Raw genomic sequence first — 17,317 nt, 5'->3', positions numbered from 1 at the left:
CCTGCAGAAGATTTGCAGGGGGATTTTCTAATTTAGGAAACTTTTCAACCCTCTTTCCCGTATATATGTTTATAGAGTACAACGATTTGGGAAAAACATAATGAACAAGGAGGATGAAACAATGAAGCGATTATACCGTTCTACATCAAATAAAATGATTTCAGGTGTGCTAGGTGGACTTGGTGAGTATTTCAATGTTGATGCGACAATTTTGAGACTGATATTCGTTATCTTACTCATTCCAAGCTTTATGACATTCGCATTGATTTATCTTGTTGCCGCCTTAATCATACCTATAGATGAGGAGATTTACTGATGTTGTTAAGGTGGTTAGTCTCTCTCGTATTAAATGCAATTGCACTGATAGCAGTTGCCCAACTCTTTGACTCCTTTCACTTGGAAGGGTTCAGTACAGCATTGCTTGCCAGCTTTTTCTTGGCAATTTTGAATGTACTCGTTAAACCGATTCTGATTATAGTGACGTTGCCAATTACGATTCTGACACTGGGATTATTTTTGATAATCATTAATGCTATCACATTAATGATTACTCAGGCGCTAATGGGTACCTCTTTTGTAATAGATGGCTTTGGTATCGCAATTATTGCATCGATCGTTATTTCGTTAATCAGTATGCTTTTAAACAGTTTAATAAAAGATTCCCTAAAAGGCTAAAATTGCGTGTTCAAATAGGGGGATAAAAGGACCGGTCGGCTAAGAACGCAACGTCCTGGGACTGTGGTTACTCGCCCCATCGAAGAGCTTTGTTGCGACGCCGACACTAGCACGTCCTGTGCGTCGAAAGTTCAAGACGGCGAAGCTTTGAGCAACGGAGCGTATGCAATTTATACGCGAGTAGCGGAAAAGCAAGCATTCGTGCGAAAATCGAAGTGTCATTTTCACCGGACTTTTTGAACAACCTCTAAAAACGTAGGCTCATGCCTACGTTTTTTTCTTTGCATATGCTAAAATGTATATCAGTTACGTCCGGAGTTCAATGATTAGGAGGAAGTTATATGGCAGCTATTGTCCGTACAAAAGATTTACTTGAAAATTTCAATCTGACTTTGGTTTCGGGGGAAGATGGTATCAACAGGGAGATTATTACAAGTGATATATCACGCCCCGGTATTGAAATGACAGGTTATTTTAAATACTATCCGAAAGAACGTCTGCAGTTAATCGGTAAAACGGAGATGACCTACTTCCTTGATTTAACTGACGAACAGAAACGAGATCGGTCAAAAAAACTTTGCACAGATATTACACCGGGTATCGTTGTATCAAGGGGAATGGACGTTCCAGAGATTTTAATTGAAGAGTCCAATAAATCTGGTGTTCCGATTCTGCATTCCCCACGGAAAACAACCCGTGTAATTAGTAGACTTACCAACTACCTGGAAGCAAAATTTGCACCCTTTACTGCTATCCATGGTGTGTTAGTTGACATTTACGGGGTGGGTGTATTAATCATTGGCCAAAGCGGAGTTGGTAAAAGTGAGACAGCCTTGGAGCTTGTCAAACGTGGACATCGTCTTGTGGCAGATGACAGTGTTGAAATTCGCCAGGAAGATTATGATAGCCTTGTTGGTAATTCACCACCATTGATTGAACATTTACTGGAAATCCGTGGGTTGGGGATTATTAATGTCATGACATTATTTGGTGCCGGCTCTGTACGATCGAAGAAAAGAATTTCACTTGTTATTAATTTGGAGAACTGGGACGAGAAAAAACAATATGACCGCCTTGGTTTAGACGAAGATACAATGAAGATTATGGATGTATATTTACCGAAAGCAACCATTCCTGTTCGGCCTGGAAGAAACCTTGCTGTCATTATCGAAGTCGCGGCAATGAATTTCCGTTTGAAACGAATGGGTGTCAATGCAGCAGAAGAGTTTTCAGAACGATTAACAACGATGATTGAACATGAACAAAAAGACTAAATGAGTGGGAGTGGGTTTTCTTTGATATATAGTGCACCTGCATTAGACAGGGTATTTCTTGAACTTGGACCTTTTACAATTTATTGGTATGGTGTAATTATTGCGTTTGGAGCATTGATCGGTATTTATTTGGCAACGAGGGAAACAGATCGTCTGGGCTTAAAGCAAGATTTGTTAATTGATTTTATTGTATTCGCAGTTCCAATTGCGATATTATGTGCACGAATTTATTATGTTATTTTCGAATGGGATAGATATGCAGGCGGGCCATGGTGGAGCATTTTTGCTGTTTGGGAAGGTGGTCTTGCCATCCATGGGGCAGTTATAGGTGGCGTTTTGACCGCTATGGTTTTTTCAAAAGTAAGAAATGTTTCAGGGTGGCAACTGCTGGATATTGTAGCCCCAAGCTTGATTCTTGCGCAGGCTATCGGCCGTTGGGGAAATTTTATGAACCAGGAAGCACATGGCGGACCGATTTCTGAATCTACATATGAAAGCTTTCATCAGTATCTTCCTGATTTTATTATGAACCAAATGACAATTGATGGTGTGATGTACCATCCGACGTTTTTATATGAATCTTTCTGGAACGTTCTTGTATTCTTTCTCCTGATTTTGATTAGAAAATATAATCCATTACGTGGGGAAATAATTCTAAGTTATGCAATCTTTTATTCCATAGGGCGCTTCTTTATTGAAAGTATGCGTACCGATAGTTTATATGCATTCGGCGGTGCCATAAGACAGGCACAGTTAATATCCATCGTACTTATCGTCTTATCAATTATTTTGATTATTTATCGACGCAAAACGGTCACTGCTAGATATAACGATGTTCCGGTTCCTGAAAAACAGAAATCGAATAAAAAGAAGAAAAGAAAAAAGAAAAAGAAATAGATTCATAAAAGGTGTTACAGTAATTTTGAAAGAGAGGTAGAAAGATGTCAGGAATTTTATACCGAGGGTTGCAGCAAGGTCTGAAAACAACCTGGACTTTGGGGAAAGTGATTTTTCCAATTACATTGATTGTTACTATTTTACAATTTACCCCTGTATTGCCTTGGATCATTAGCTTATTGGCACCTGCTATGGGACTGATTGGTCTTCCTGGCGAGGCAGCTGTGCCATTGGTTCTCGGAAATACACTTAATTTGTATGCCGGAATCGCTGCCATCATATCATTTGAGTTCACGGTGAAGGAAGTATTTATTATGGCAATGATGCTTTCATTTTCACATAATTTATTTGTGGAGTCAGCTGTGGCGACGAAGGTCGGTGTCAAGTGGTGGGTTATTATTGGAGTAAGAGTCGGACTTGCATTAATTGCGGCTATCATTATTAACCTTGTCTGGAACGGTGGAGCCGAGATGGCACAGTATGGTTTTGTTTCATCTTCAGAAGTTGTTTTAAGCAGCTGGGGTGAAATAGCGTTGCATGGTATGCAAACAGCCTTACTTGCTATTTTGCAGTTAGCCATCATTGTTATTCCTTTAATGATCGTCATGCAGTACTTGCGCGAACTAGGCTGGATGTCGGCCATGTCGAATAAACTTGCACCGTTCTTAAAAGTTCTTGGCATGGACAAAAACGCATCGATGACAATGGTTGCAGGATTGACGATTGGATTAGCATATGGAGCTGGATTAATGATACAGGCAGTGAAAGAAGATAACGTATCGAAGAAGGATATGTATCTGGCAATGATTTTTCTTGTATCCTGTCACGCAGTAGTTGAAGATACACTTGTATTCATTCCACTTGGAATACCGGTATTGCCATTGCTCATTATACGATTAGTAACGGCAATTCTCCTAACAATGATTATTGCATATGTCTGGAACAAGAAAGACAGTAAGAAAAGAAAGGAAGCCACACATGAGCATTCGTACAATACTCTTTGATTTGGATGGAACATTAATCGACACGAACGAATTGATACGTGCATCTTTTCAGCATACATTTAATCATTATAATTTGACGTTTACACCAGAAGAAATACTTGAGTTCAATGGACCACCATTGATTGAAACGTTTAAAAGGATTGATTCTAAAAGAGCTGATAGGATGATTGCTACTTACAGGGAACATAATTTGTCTGAACACGATAATTATGTGACAGCATTTCCGGAGGTGGTGGAAACGGTCATGCAATTGCAAGAACATCATCTAAAACTTGGAATTGTTACGACAAAAATGTCACCGACTGTACACATGGGATTAAAACTTACAGGTCTGGACAGTTTCTTCAGCACGATTATCGCGTTAGAAGATGTGACACACGCAAAACCACATCCAGAACCGGTGTTGAAAGCAATGCTAGCATTAAATGCCGATCCACAAACAACACTGATGGTCGGAGACAATTATCATGACATCGAATCCGGCAAAAATGCTGGTATACAAACGGCAGGGGTAGCATGGTCTCAGAAGGGAAAAGAAAGATTGATGGAATACAATCCAACTTACATGCTGGAACAAATGACAGACTTACTAACAATTGCAGGTGTGAAAAATGCGGCAAACCGAACGATTTAAAGTGAAAAGCTCAAACTCCTTGTGGCAGATTTATAAAACTGTTCCGTTCTGGAAGGTAGTTAAAAACTTCATGGTGATTCAGCTAGCAAGATATACGCCATTTTTAAGTATGAAAAACTGGTTATACCGAACTTTTTTGAGAATGAAGGTAGGCGATGAGACGTCGTTCGCACTGATGGTCATGCCGGATATCATGTTTCCTGAAAAAATCACTGTCGGTCGTAATTGTGTCATCGGCTATAACACAACGATATTGGCCCATGAATACTTAATAAAGGAATATCGTATCGGAGAAGTAATCATTGGGGATGAAGTGATGATTGGAGCCAATAGTACGATCCTTCCTGGGGTCACAATAGGGGATCATGCAATTGTATCAGCAGGAACACTTGTACATAAAGATGTTCCTGCAGGTGCCTTTGTCGGTGGGAATCCGATGCGATTGATCTATACGAAGGAAGAAATGGAAGAGCGGAATAAGGATGATCGATAAGGTGGGGATAACATGGATGTGCCAACGGGCGTTTTGCCTGTAGTACGAAAAATGAAGAATTTCGAGAAAGCATTGGATACGAGCCATGCATTCATAGTAATTCTTGAATCCAGGCTTGTTCAGTTAAAAAGTCTTGTGGAATATTCCAGGAGATCGAATAAGCTCGTGCTTATCCATTTTGATCTAATTCAAGGTTTGAAATCCGACGAATTTGGCATGGAATTTTTAATTAGAGAGATAAAGCCAGATGGGATATTATCTACGAGAGGGAATATTATACAGCTTGCCAAGAAGCATAATTTATTAGCCATTCAGCGTATTTTCTTGTTAGATAGCCATGCACTCACCCATAATTTGAAGCTCGTTGAGAAATTCAAACCAGATTGTATCGAAGTACTTCCAGGTCTAATGCCAACGGTTATTCAACAAGTATTGAAGGAAACAAATATCCCGATTATTGCCGGTGGGTTGTTAAGTAAAGAAGAAGATGTGAAAGCAGCATTTGATGCGGGTGCTATTGCTGTATCAACGTCAAAAACAGAATTATGGAGTTTCTAGGAAAATAATGTTGACAGCGCTTGCAACATTGGTTATGATTATTTTAAGTTAATTATGTGATGGAGCATTTGGAGACCCACATTGTAATCTCTTACTATTTAAAAATATAGTAAGTTTATTATGATGTGGGTTTCTTCATGTTAAGTTTTCTAGAAGGGGTGTAAAGATGGGGAGAGACGTCTCAGCTTTTTAGTCTGATCTGAAAATGGAATAACAAGTTTCAATAACAAATATCAGAAAATTCAAAAGAAAGGAAGATTAATTTGAAAAAGTTGGTATTGTTTTTTTGTATCTTGGCACTTGGCCTGTTAGTGGCATGTGGTTCTAATTCAGAGGGAAATGGAGAAGCAGAAGGAGAGGGAACACAGGAGTTAAGACTTGCTCATAATCTGAGTGAGGATCACCCAATACACACTGCACTTACAAGCTTTGCTGAAGCTGTAGAAGATAAAACGAATGGAACCATAACGTTTGAGATTTTTTCGAATGGTGTATTAGGAAGTGAGTCTGAAGTTTTGGAACAGCTGCAAAATGGTAGCGTTGACATTACGAAAGTAAGCGCCGGGGCATTGGAAACCTTCTCCGATGAGTATTCCGTATTCTCGCTACCGTATATCTTTACAAGTGATGAACATTATCGGAATGTAATGGAATCTGAAATTGTGCAGGAAATCTATCAGTCTACGGAAGCTAATGATTTTATAGGACTCTCTTATTTCGACTCAGGTGCACGAAGTTTCTATACGAAAGATACGCCGATTGAAACACCAGAAGATTTAGAGGGTATGCTAATAAGGGTTATGGATAGCAGGACTGCGATAGAGATGGTCAGACTATTGGGAGGTACACCGACTCCGCTTGCATACGGTGAAATTTATACAGCACTTCAACAAGGCGTGATAGATGGCGCTGAAAGTAATCCGACTGCTTTGACTACAGGGCAACATGGTGAAGTTTCGAAAGCTTTCTCCTACTCAGAACATACAAACATTCCTGATATTGTTGTTATAAATAAAGGAAAATGGGAAAGCTTTACAGATAATCAGAGACAGGCATTTTTAGATGCAGCTGACGAGTCCAGAGTAGAACATACAGAACTCTGGAACCAGGCACTTGAAGAAGCCGTTAAGGACGCAGAAGAGATGGGTGTACAATTTTATGAAGTAAACAAAGAACCATTTATTGAGGCTGTCCAACCTCTTCATGAAGAATATAGTCAGGATGAAAGATTGGCAGAAATTATAGATGCCATTAACGAGTTAAATCAATAGATGGAGAATGAAGGTGCTCATGAAGAGCACCTTCAATAATTACTGTCTTAACTTTTGCATCGTTAAATTGACAAATAAGCCTTCGAAAAATAGAAGGGTAGGAGATACGCAGCTTAAGTTCATCGCAGTTGATATAAAATGCGACGTAACTTCTTTTATGTTAAAACAACAGCACTGATATTGGAAAATAGTTTCTCCGGCAATCGCTCTGGGGAATTCACTGCGCTTTTCGCGGGCGGCTGTTGAGCCAACTTGCGCTAAAGCGCTGCGCTGTCTCACCGATGCCTCTGCTCCCGCAGAAGTCTCCGTGAATTCCCCAGAGCTGGTTAGTAAATTGTTCAATTAATATCCATATAATAGCTGAAATAACATCATATAGATTCTCCAGACGGATGAGCAGCAAACGGTGACCCCTCACATATAAACTAATTTTCTTACTGAAATGTAAAAGAGAACAAAGAGAATAAAGCATTTTTCCCCAAGGTGACTCAGATTCATCGAGGAACCATAAAGGCCTTTGTAGCTTGTTATAAAAATGCTGGATGCTATCAAAGTTAAATCAAAAGTTTGGCTTGTTCTTGCATAGATTTTCCTTTTAAAGAACTCCTATACCAGCAGCCAGTATACACGTAGACTCCAGCGGGAGGAAAGGCATAGGTGAGTCACTGAAATGCGTTAGCATGAAGGGGCTCACCAGCCGCCCGCGGAAAGCGAAGTGTATACTGGCTGCGCCTGCAGAAGCAACTAGTTTCCATTTCAGCGCTGCAGAAGTTATTTCGGAGTTCACATAAAATACGAGGCTCATAAACCAGCAAAACTTACAAGGAAGTGATATAAATTATGATAGAAAAAATTAAAAATGTACTGGATCGAATTATCCTTATTTCTGCCTCCTTTTTGTTGATTATCTTAGTGCTTGGAGCTTTATGGCAGGTTTTCAGTCGATATGTTTTATCTAACCCGAGTACGTTTACCAATGAGTTGTTAGGTTTCCTGTTAGTTTGGACATCGATGCTTGGTGCAAGCTATGCATTTGGAACAAATCAGCATTTAGCTTTAACGTTTATTAAGAATAAACTTAAAGGAAAAAATGAGTTCGTTATCACAATAATAAATGACTTATTTATTGTAGTATTCACTGTTTTGGTATTAATAATTGGTGGCTTTGAAGCGGTGAATATTACGATGGGACAGAATACCCCCATTCTTGGGATTTCAACGGGCTTGATTTATTCTATATTGCCAATTAGTGGTTTTTTGATAATCTTTTATAAATTATTGGATATAAAAAATTATCGAATTCCCAAAAAGGTAGGTGACTAATTTGGAAACGGCATTACTGACATCACTGGTTTTATTTGGCTTGTTCTTTCTTTTACTTGCTATCGGAGTGCCAATATCTGTTGGCATTGGTATCTCCTCTATTGTTTCAGCATTGACTTTCGTTCCTTTAGATGTGATCACCTTTACGGCTGCCCAAAAATTATTTCAAGGTATCAATAGCTTTACATTACTCGCTCTAATCTTTTTTATGCTCTCGGGAAGTATTATGAATAATGGCGGCATTGCAATTAGATTAATTAATCTGGCAAAGCTATTGGTTGGTAGATTGCCAGGGGCGTTAGCACATACTAATGTTGTGGGTAATATGCTGTTTGGTTCTATTTCTGGTTCTGCAGTCGCTTCAGCAGCAGCAATAGGAGGATTAATGAATCCGATGCAAAAGAAAGAAGGATATGATCCATCCTTTTCAGCTGCAGTAAATATTGCTTCGGCTCCGGCTGGTTTGCTAATTCCTCCGACAACTGCATTTATTGTATATTCCTTGGTTAGTGGTGGTACTTCCATATCAGCTTTGTTTATGGCAGGCTATTTACCAGGCATTTTAATGGGGGTTTCCATTATGATTACAGCATATTTCATTGCTAAACGTGCGAAATATCCCATATCAGATAAACTTACATTTAAACAAGGATTAAAAGTAATCATTGATGCTCTACCAAGTCTTTCCTTAATTATCGTAGTTATTGGGGGAATCGTAGCTGGAGTTTTTACTGCTACAGAAGGGGCGGCAGTCGCTGTTCTATATTCCATTATTTTATCTTTCTTTTATAAACAGATTAAGCTCTTTCAAATTCCGAATATATTAAAGGAAACGGTTGTAATGACTGGCATTGTCCTTTTTCTTGTGGGAGCATCTTCTATTATGTCTTGGGTGATGGCCTACGCGGGGATTCCTCGCGCTATTTCTGAACTGTTGTTATCGGTTTCTGAAAACCCTATCATTATCCTATTGTTGATGAATATTATTCTGTTAATAGTTGGGACATTCATGGATATTACACCTGCTATATTAATATTTTCGCCGATTTTTCTGCCAATTGCCTTGCAGATAGGAATAGACCCAGTACATTTCGGAGTGATTTTAATATTTAACTTATGTATTGGAATTACTACACCACCAGTAGGGAGTGCGCTGTTTGTGGGAAGTAGCATAGCAAATGTTTCAATCGAATCTGTGATAAGACCATTGATGAAAATGTATGTGCCACTCGTAATTACACTATTATTAATTACGTATTTCCCTTGGTTCAGCTTAGCAATACCTAAATTATTTGGTCTTATGTAAATGGAGAGGAGTGCGTTCACATGATCAAAGATATAGCATTTAATGTTGTGTCTACCGATAAGAATAAAATCATTTTTCATTCTAAGGAACAGGATGTATACATGTATATATTGGAAGAAGATGTTTTCCGTATTTTTATCCCTACAGACAACCATCCGATTATGAATAAGACTTGGACAATCGCACCTATGGCAGAGGATATTCCTGCAGAAGGTCGGGACAGGTTTGATCTGAGCCCATTTTCTTTACCTAAGTATCATGTTATTACAAAAGCTAATCAAATTGAAGTTTCAACTAGTAACATGAAGGCTATGGTTGATCTAAATGGATTCAAAATCAGCTGGTATGGAAAAAAACAGGATGATTGGGTATTGATCGTGAATGATAGGAAAACACAAAGTTATAATTTTAATAAATGTTTAGGTGATGGCGTATTTCATTATCTGCAGAGAAGTCATGGAGAGCATTACTATGGTCTTGGGGAAAAAAGTGGTACCTTAAACAAGGCAGGTAAGAGGTACAGAATGCTAAATATCGATGCTATGGGATATGATGCTGAACACACGGATCCACTTTATAAACATATACCGTTTTATGTAACGTACAATGAAGTTACGAAACTCTCCTATGGACTCTTCTACGATAATTATAGTGATTCTGTATTTGATATGGGTTCGGAGTTAGATAATTATCATGGTAACTATAAGTACTATCAAGCTAAAAATGGAAATTTGGATTATTATTTTTTTTACGGACCTCAAGTAAAAGAAGTTGTTGAGAAATTTTCTAAATTGACTGGTAACACAATTTTGCCTCCTAAGTGGAGTTTAGGTTATTCTGGCTCTACGATGACATATACGGATGCGCCAGATGCACAGGAACAGCTGAAAAAGTTTGTAGAGGCTTGTAAATCATTTGATATTCCTTGTGATTTATTCCAGCTTTCTTCTGGATATACAAGTATTGAAGGAAAGCGCTATGTCTTTCATTGGAATTTGTCTAAAATTCCTGATCCACATGCTATGGTGGATTACTTTCATGATAATAAAATAAATATTAGCGCAAATATCAAACCAGCATTTCTTAAAGATCATCCTTTATATGAGGAATTGGAAAAATTGGGATATTTTATTCTTTCTTCCGATGGAGTGACTCCTGAAATTGCTCAATTCTGGGATGATACCGGTTCCTATTTGGATTTTACGAATAAGGCTGCATTTGATTGGTGGAAAAGCAAAGTCAAAAAAGAGTTATTGGAATATGGGATTGATTCAACGTGGAATGACAATAATGAATACGAAATATGGGATGATACAGCATTGGCAAATGGATTCGAGGACGCCATACCAGTAAGCGAAATAAAGCCAATTCAAACCATGCTGATGATGAAGGCTTCTTATGAGGCCCAATTGGAACATAATCCGGATAGACGTCCATATTTAATATCACGTTCTGGTGCGCCTGGAATGCAACGATATGTACAAACATGGACAGGAGATAATTTTACTGAATGGAAGACCATTCGTTATAATTTGAAGATGGGGCTAGGTTTAAGTTTAAGCGGTATATACAATTACGGACATGATGTTGGTGGCTTTGCAGGAAGTGCTCCAGATCCTGAACTTTTCATCCGTTGGATACAAAACGGTATTTTTCATCCCCGTTTTACAATCCATTCCTGGAATGATGACAATACGGTTAATGTACCATGGATGTATCCGGACTATATGGAGATAATCAGTAAACTAATGAAGGAAAGGGTAAAATGGATTCCTTATCTTTATCATTTGCTGCATGTGGCTCATACGGAATATAAACCTATTCTGACTCCTACTTTTTATTACTTTGAAAATGATCCAAATAATTTTAGAGAAAATGATGATTTCCTGGTTGGAGGAAATTTATTAGTCTGCAATGTAGTGGAAAAAGATACACGCACTCGTGAAGTCTATTTACCTGATAATGAAATAGGTTGGTATGATTTAAATGATGGGCGTTTCTATGAGGGGAAATCGCAAATTGTTGTCGATGCACCTTTAGACAAGATTCCCATGTTTGCTCAATCTGGTTCTGTTTTTCCTGTAAGGGACGGTGAGATTAGTTTTAAAAATAAAAACCTTGAAGAGCGTGGATTACTAATCTATCCAACATTAGGAGAAGGTTACTTTACTGCTTCATTTTACGAAGATGATGGTGAAAGTTTTAATTATAAAAAAGGTGAATTTGCTTATATTAAAACGGTGATACAGACATATGAAGATAAAGTCGATATTAGACTTGCCGTTGAAGGGGACTACCATTTACCTTATGATCATATAAAACTATATCTTCCTTCAACTGAAAAACGATCTATTTTCATTAATGGTCAGAATACTGATTCGAAACGACCATTAATATGGAATATCGAACAGTAAAACGGTACATCAGATTCATTCCACAAGAGAGAAACATTGTGCTATACTAAATACAAGTTAATAATGGTTGGTCGGAGAAAAGGAGAAACCGCAAACAACTAGTGCAACAATGCATTAGTTTGTTTGTGGTTTTTTGGTTTCTCAAGTCTTTCCGAGATAGGAAATTTTTAAAAAAGGGAAAAGCTACGTATAGACAATAGACGATTATTAGGGAGTGTTTGGAATTGACTTTATTCTCAAGCCATCATCGAGATGATATCTTCGCAAATTTGAAAAGTGGACCACTGGATGTATTAGTTATCGGGGGAGGAATTACCGGAGCTGGCATTTCACTGGATGCAGTGACGAGAGGATTGAAAACAGGTTTAGTTGAAATGCAGGACTTTTCTGCTGGAACATCGAGCCGGTCGACAAAACTGGTGCATGGAGGACTGCGTTACTTACAACAATTTGAAGTGAAGATGGTTGCAGAAGTCGGAAGAGAAAGAGCGATTGTATTTGAGAATGGTCCACATGTCACAACTCCTGAGTGGATGCTCCTGCCATTTCATAAAGGGAGTACGCTTAGGCCGCTGACATCGAATATTGGTCTCCGTGTTTATGATTTTCTGGCAGGAGTGAAAAAAAAGGAGCGCCGTTTAATGTTCAGCCCGGAAGAAGTACTAAAGAAAGAACCTCTGATAAAAAGGGATGGCCTAAGAGGTGGCGGTTATTATGTGGAATATAAGACAGATGATGCCCGCCTGACGATTGAAGTTTTGAAGAAAGCTGTGGAACATGGCGTTCATGCAGTAAACTATGCCAAGGCAATAGAATTTATATATGATGAAGCAAAAATAGTATGTGGAGTAGTCGTTAAAGATCAAATTTCTGGGGAATTGATTCCTATTTATGCGAAGAAAGTGATCAATGCTGGCGGTCCTTGGGTGGACAGTCTAAGGAAACTTGACGGATCGAATCTGGGGAAATCATTATACCTGACAAAAGGAGTACACTTAGTATTTTCGAAAGATACGTTTCCTTTGAAACAGGCAATTTACTTTGATGCACCGGATGGGCGTATGATTTTTGCGATTCCACGCGAAAATAAAACCTATGTAGGAACCACAGATACGGCCTATGATGACAATCTGGAAAACCCATTAATGACAGAAGAGGATCGTGATTACTTACTTGATGCTATACATTATATGTTTCCAATGATTACCGTTAACGCTGAAAATGTGGAATCTAGCTGGGTTGGATTACGACCGCTAATTGCCGAAAATGGTGCAGACAATCCGAGTGAAATCTCTCGTAAGGATGAAATATTCATATCCAATTCCGGACTAATCTCCATGGCTGGCGGCAAGCTTACCGGATATCGGAAAATGGCGGAACAGGTAGTCGATACCATTGTAAACCAATTAAAGGAAGAAGAAGGAATCTTATATTCAAAAAGTGATACAAAACATCTTCCTATATCCGGTGGAGATGTTGGTGGTTCGATGGGTTTTGAAAATTTCAAGAAGCTTAAACTTGAAAACGGAATCAGTTTAGGAATTGAAAATGAAATAGCGGCACAAATCATACAGCGATACGGTTCCAATGTGGATACACTTTTTAACATTTATCAAAAATGTAAAGATGAAGCTGCTAAGGAAATGATTGATCCAATCGTATTTGCAGAATTAAACTATACCATTGAACACGAAATGGCATATAAACCTGCTGATTTCTTTATACGAAGGACAGGCGCTTTATACTTCAACAGAGAATGGGTCGAAAAGCACCAGCGGCATGTAATGAACTATATGGCAAAAAAGCTGAAATGGAATAAGAAACAAAAAGACGATTATTCAGCCGAGCTAAAGCAATTGATACATGAAGCAGTAACACCAATTAAATAAATCCTATAAGATATAACTATAAGCCAATCAAAATCGGTTGGCTTTTTTTCACGTTTTATTGCTATCATTCTTTTTCAAAATAAAAGAAAGTGAAGGGCGTAAATGATTTAACCATGCTCTGTTTTTGCGTCCATTTCAAATTTCTTCCAATCCTATATTAATATAGATAAAAATATGGTATACTTTTGACGAATGTTGCGAATTTAGGGGGATATCCATGCACGCAAAAGATAAGGAAATTAAAACAAATAACATTATCCCTTTTATTCCTGAAGGTGATTTTTACTTTACTAAAGGTGTAGAAGCTTTTCAAAAACGAAAGTTTGATATAGCAATAAAATGGATGAAAAAAGCGACAGAGATGAAACCGGATGAGCCACTGTATAAATGTCAAATGTCGATTATTTATACTGAAATTGGTGCCTATCATGCCGCAAATCAGCTCTTGACAAGTGTATTGCAATCCAGCGATTATATTGATTGTTATTACCTATTAGCGAATAACTATGCGCATCTAGGTCTATTGAATGATGCCAAAAAATATGCGTACTCCTATCTGGAAAAAGAACCGGATGGAGATTTCAGTGAAGAGGCCGAGAGCTTGCTGGATTTAATAGATATCGATGAAGAGGACGAAGACGACTGGAATCTGGAAGATGAAGATGAACTGCTCATTTATCAGGAAACAGCGTTTTATCATCTTGAAAACATGGAGTGGGAAAAAGCGCTTCCTATAATAGAAGAAATGATGACAATATTCCCTGAGCATACTATGGCGAAACATGACTATACACAGGCACTGTTCTTTACAGGTCATGAGCAGGAAGCGATTGAGATGGAAGAGGATATTCTGAAAGAAAATCCAAGCTCGCTCTACAGCCATATTAATTTAGCGCTGTATTATTATGAGAAAGGTATGAAAGAGGAATACCAAAATCATATTCAGGCATTACTAAATATATATCCAATCCATGAGCAGCAAAAATTACGCATCGCTATTACCTTGGCAAGAACTGGTTTCCATAAGGAAGCCTATTCACGTTTCCGCACGATTCCGAAAGAAAAAGTGAACAGCCACCTGTCCTATTTTAAGTGGTACAGTGTTGCAGCGTTTCAAAAAGGGGATCCTGGAAAAGCACTCGCAATCTGGGAAGAAGGATGTAGAAGACATCCGAAACTCTCCAAAGAGGAAGGTCCATGGATTAAAAGCTGAGCAGAAAAATAGACGGACAGCGAAGGATTTAATAAACTGTTTGTAGTCAAACTATAAATTATAATTAGAACTGAAGGGGCGATAAAGATGTCCGAAGAACGTATGTATGATGTGATTATTGCTGGGGCTGGACCGGCGGGGATGACCGCTGCAGTTTATGCTTCCCGAGCAAATTTGGATACACTGATGATTGAACGTGGTATTCCAGGTGGGCAAATGGCAAATACAGAAGATGTGGAAAACTACCCTGGATTTGATCATATAATGGGACCGGATCTTTCCAATAAAATGTTTGAACATGCCAAAAAGTTTGGGGCGGAATATGCCTATGGAGATATTAAAGAGGTAGTCGATCACGGTGATTATAAAACCATCATCGCAGGCAGTAAGGAATATAAAACCAGGTCTCTTATTATTACAACAGGTGCGCAATATAAAAAACTTGGCATCGAAGGCGAGGAAGAACTAGGAGGCCGTGGTGTTTCCTATTGTGCGGTTTGTGATGGTGCATTCTTCAAACAAAAGAACCTTGTCGTGATCGGTGGCGGGGACTCAGCAGTAGAAGAGGGAATCTATCTTACCCGTTTTGCCGATAAAGTAACGATTGTTCATCGTCGTGATGAGCTTCGGGCACAAAAGATCATTCAGCAGCGTGCTTTCGACAATGAGAAAATCAACTTTATTTGGGATACGGTAATCAATAAGATAAACGGGCCTGACGGAAAAGTAAGCAGTGTAACCCTGCAGAATAAACTTACCGGTGAAGTATTTGATTTTGAAGCGGATGGTGTCTTTATTTACATTGGCATGGTTCCCCTGAGCGAACCGTTCAAATCACTTGGTATTACGAATGAAGACGGCTATATCCCGACGAATGAGCATATGGAGACCAGTATTTCAGGTGTTTTTGCAGCAGGAGATATTCGTGAAAAAACGCTTCGACAAATTGTGACAGCAACTGGCGATGGAAGTATTGCTGCAGAAGCAGCCATAAAATATGTCGAAGATCTGGTTGAGGAGAAAAAAACAGCAAGCAAATAAATATTTAAAAAAATTTACCATTAGTAACTGCTTTTTAATGATGCTGTAATACGTTCGCAATATTAATGGGGTACACTATAAATAACTAATTGACCCCCTTTTAATAGATAAATTAGTTTATTGCACAGGTGTATGTCACCTGTGCTTTTTTTTTTGCGAGTTGAACTTTCCTCCTTGCATAAGTGCAACTAAGGAATTCGCCCAAAACTTGGCGAATACCAAGTTTTCTAATCGTATAGCTTGTCCAATTTTGTCGAAATTGTAATTTACTTCATTTCCTTGTTGGAAGAGAATCGTTCATAGTATAATAAAAAGGAACAGTTTTTCATAAACATATACTATTGTAAATGCAGTCCGCGCTGGTCTGCATATTTATAAAGAATGCAATTTAAATACACATCCTTATATAATGTTCAAATGTTTTAGAAGGGGAGAAAACAATATGAGTAATGAACAGGAAACAAAGCTTGTTATTATAACAGGTATGTCGGGTGCAGGAAAAACGGTCGCCATTCAAAGTTTTGAAGATTTGGGATACTATTGTGTAGATAACCTCCCCCCTGCATTACTGCCAAAATTTTTGGACCTGATGAAGGATTCCACCAATAATATTCGAAAAGTGGCATTAGTGATGGATTTGCGTGGCAGAGAATTCTTTGATTCTTTGTTTGAAGCTCTGGATATTTTGGGGGACGAGGATTGGTTACAGGAACACATTCTTTTTCTCGATGCGAAAGATGAAGTTTTGGTTGCAAGGTATAAAGAAACACGGCGTTCTCATCCACTTTCAACTGGTGGACTTCCGTTAAACGGTATTACGCAGGAAAGAGAGATTCTCGATGAACTGAGAGGTCGTGCACAACGAATTATCGATACAACGGCTCTAAAACCACGTGAACTGCGAGAGAAGATACTTAAGATTTACTCAGAAGAAAAACAGGAGATTTTCTCCATTCACTTTTTATCATTTGGCTTTAAATACGGTTTGCCTATCGATGCGGACTTGGTTTTCGATGTTCGCTTTCTCCCAAACCCTCATTACGTCGCCAACCTTCAACCGCTAACTGGACTGAATCAGGATGTTTCATCCTATGTTTTTAAATGGTCTGATACACATAAATTTAATGAAAAAGTATTGGATCTGCTAAAATTCATGCTCCCTCAGTATAAAAAAGAAGGAAAATCACAGCTTGTAGTTACGATAGGATGTACAGGAGGGCAGCATCGTTCCGTGGCGATAGCAGAGTATTTTGCAAAAGAGTTATCCTCTAGTTATATCACTCATGTAAGTCATCGAGATATTGATAAAAGAAAGGGACATTAAT

The 17,317-nt window shown here is 38.5% G+C and carries 16 protein-coding genes; all 16 read left to right on the top strand.

All coding sequences use genetic code 11. The features are described 5' to 3' along the window. Positions 1-121: 121 nt before the first annotated feature. Complete coding sequence (locus tag MN204_RS11925; RefSeq protein ID WP_249871297.1) at positions 122-316, top strand: PspC domain-containing protein; 195 nt, start codon at positions 122-124, stop codon at positions 314-316. Further along, positions 316-675: a phage holin family protein gene (locus MN204_RS11920; RefSeq protein ID WP_249871296.1), complete on the top strand. Its 360-nt coding sequence runs from the start codon at positions 316-318 to the stop codon at positions 673-675. Before MN204_RS11925 ends, MN204_RS11920 begins: the two co-directional genes overlap by 1 nt. Positions 676-1,016: 341 nt before the next feature. Continuing rightward, positions 1,017-1,949, top strand: a complete 933-nt coding sequence (gene hprK, locus MN204_RS11915) for an HPr(Ser) kinase/phosphatase (RefSeq protein WP_249871295.1) — start codon at positions 1,017-1,019, stop codon at positions 1,947-1,949. 21 nt (positions 1,950-1,970) lie between these two features. Next, positions 1,971-2,846 (top strand): prolipoprotein diacylglyceryl transferase, encoded by an 876-nt coding sequence (lgt, locus tag MN204_RS11910; RefSeq protein ID WP_249871294.1) that lies wholly within the window; start codon positions 1,971-1,973, stop codon positions 2,844-2,846. Positions 2,847-2,890: 44 nt separating this feature from the next. Further along, complete coding sequence (locus tag MN204_RS11905; RefSeq protein ID WP_249871293.1) at positions 2,891-3,850, top strand: nucleoside recognition domain-containing protein; 960 nt, start codon at positions 2,891-2,893, stop codon at positions 3,848-3,850. After that, entirely contained in the window at positions 3,825-4,484 is a 660-nt protein-coding gene (gene ppaX / locus MN204_RS11900; RefSeq protein WP_249871292.1) for a pyrophosphatase PpaX, read from the top strand. Before MN204_RS11905 ends, ppaX begins: the two co-directional genes overlap by 26 nt. Next, positions 4,462-4,977, top strand: coding sequence for an acyltransferase (locus tag MN204_RS11895; RefSeq protein WP_249871291.1), 516 nt, complete (start codon positions 4,462-4,464; stop codon positions 4,975-4,977). Before ppaX ends, MN204_RS11895 begins: the two co-directional genes overlap by 23 nt. A gap of 12 nt (positions 4,978-4,989) precedes the next feature. Then, the gene (locus tag MN204_RS11890) at positions 4,990-5,535 is read left to right on the top strand and encodes a glycerol-3-phosphate responsive antiterminator (RefSeq protein WP_249871290.1); all 546 of its coding nucleotides are present in this window, start codon (positions 4,990-4,992) and stop codon (positions 5,533-5,535) included. Positions 5,536-5,798: 263 nt separating this feature from the next. Continuing rightward, a complete protein-coding gene (locus MN204_RS11885) occupies positions 5,799-6,806 on the top strand; it encodes a TRAP transporter substrate-binding protein (protein ID WP_249871289.1) in 1,008 nt (335 codons plus the stop codon). A gap of 840 nt (positions 6,807-7,646) precedes the next feature. Continuing rightward, positions 7,647-8,129 carry a TRAP transporter small permease gene (locus MN204_RS11880; RefSeq protein ID WP_249871288.1) on the top strand — a complete coding sequence of 161 codons (483 nt, stop codon included), beginning with the start codon at positions 7,647-7,649 and terminating at the stop codon, positions 8,127-8,129. A gap of 1 nt (position 8,130) precedes the next feature. After that, on the top strand, positions 8,131-9,435 hold the full coding sequence (locus tag MN204_RS11875) for a TRAP transporter large permease (RefSeq protein ID WP_249871287.1): 1,305 nt from the start codon (positions 8,131-8,133) through the stop codon (positions 9,433-9,435). A 20-nt stretch (positions 9,436-9,455) separates the two neighbouring features. Beyond that, complete coding sequence (locus tag MN204_RS11870) at positions 9,456-11,849, top strand: glycoside hydrolase family 31 protein (protein ID WP_249871286.1); 2,394 nt, start codon at positions 9,456-9,458, stop codon at positions 11,847-11,849. 224 nt (positions 11,850-12,073) lie between these two features. Continuing rightward, positions 12,074-13,738, top strand: a complete 1,665-nt coding sequence (locus tag MN204_RS11865; protein WP_306798683.1) for a glycerol-3-phosphate dehydrogenase/oxidase — start codon at positions 12,074-12,076, stop codon at positions 13,736-13,738. Between the two features lie 217 nt (positions 13,739-13,955). Next, entirely contained in the window at positions 13,956-14,951 is a 996-nt protein-coding gene (locus MN204_RS11860; RefSeq protein ID WP_249871285.1) for a tetratricopeptide repeat protein, read from the top strand. 87 nt (positions 14,952-15,038) lie between these two features. Beyond that, positions 15,039-15,992 (top strand): thioredoxin-disulfide reductase, encoded by a 954-nt coding sequence (gene trxB / locus MN204_RS11855; protein WP_249871284.1) that lies wholly within the window; start codon positions 15,039-15,041, stop codon positions 15,990-15,992. 442 nt (positions 15,993-16,434) lie between these two features. Continuing rightward, the gene (gene rapZ / locus MN204_RS11850) at positions 16,435-17,316 is read left to right on the top strand and encodes an RNase adapter RapZ (RefSeq protein ID WP_249871283.1); all 882 of its coding nucleotides are present in this window, start codon (positions 16,435-16,437) and stop codon (positions 17,314-17,316) included. Position 17,317 lies beyond the last annotated feature (1 nt).

This window comes from Oceanobacillus saliphilus (genome assembly GCF_023522835.1).
GTDB lineage: Bacteria > Bacillota > Bacilli > Bacillales > Amphibacillaceae > Oceanobacillus > Oceanobacillus saliphilus.
Note: the sequence above shows the minus strand (reverse complement) of the source record. Positions and strands in the feature narration are given on the sequence as shown.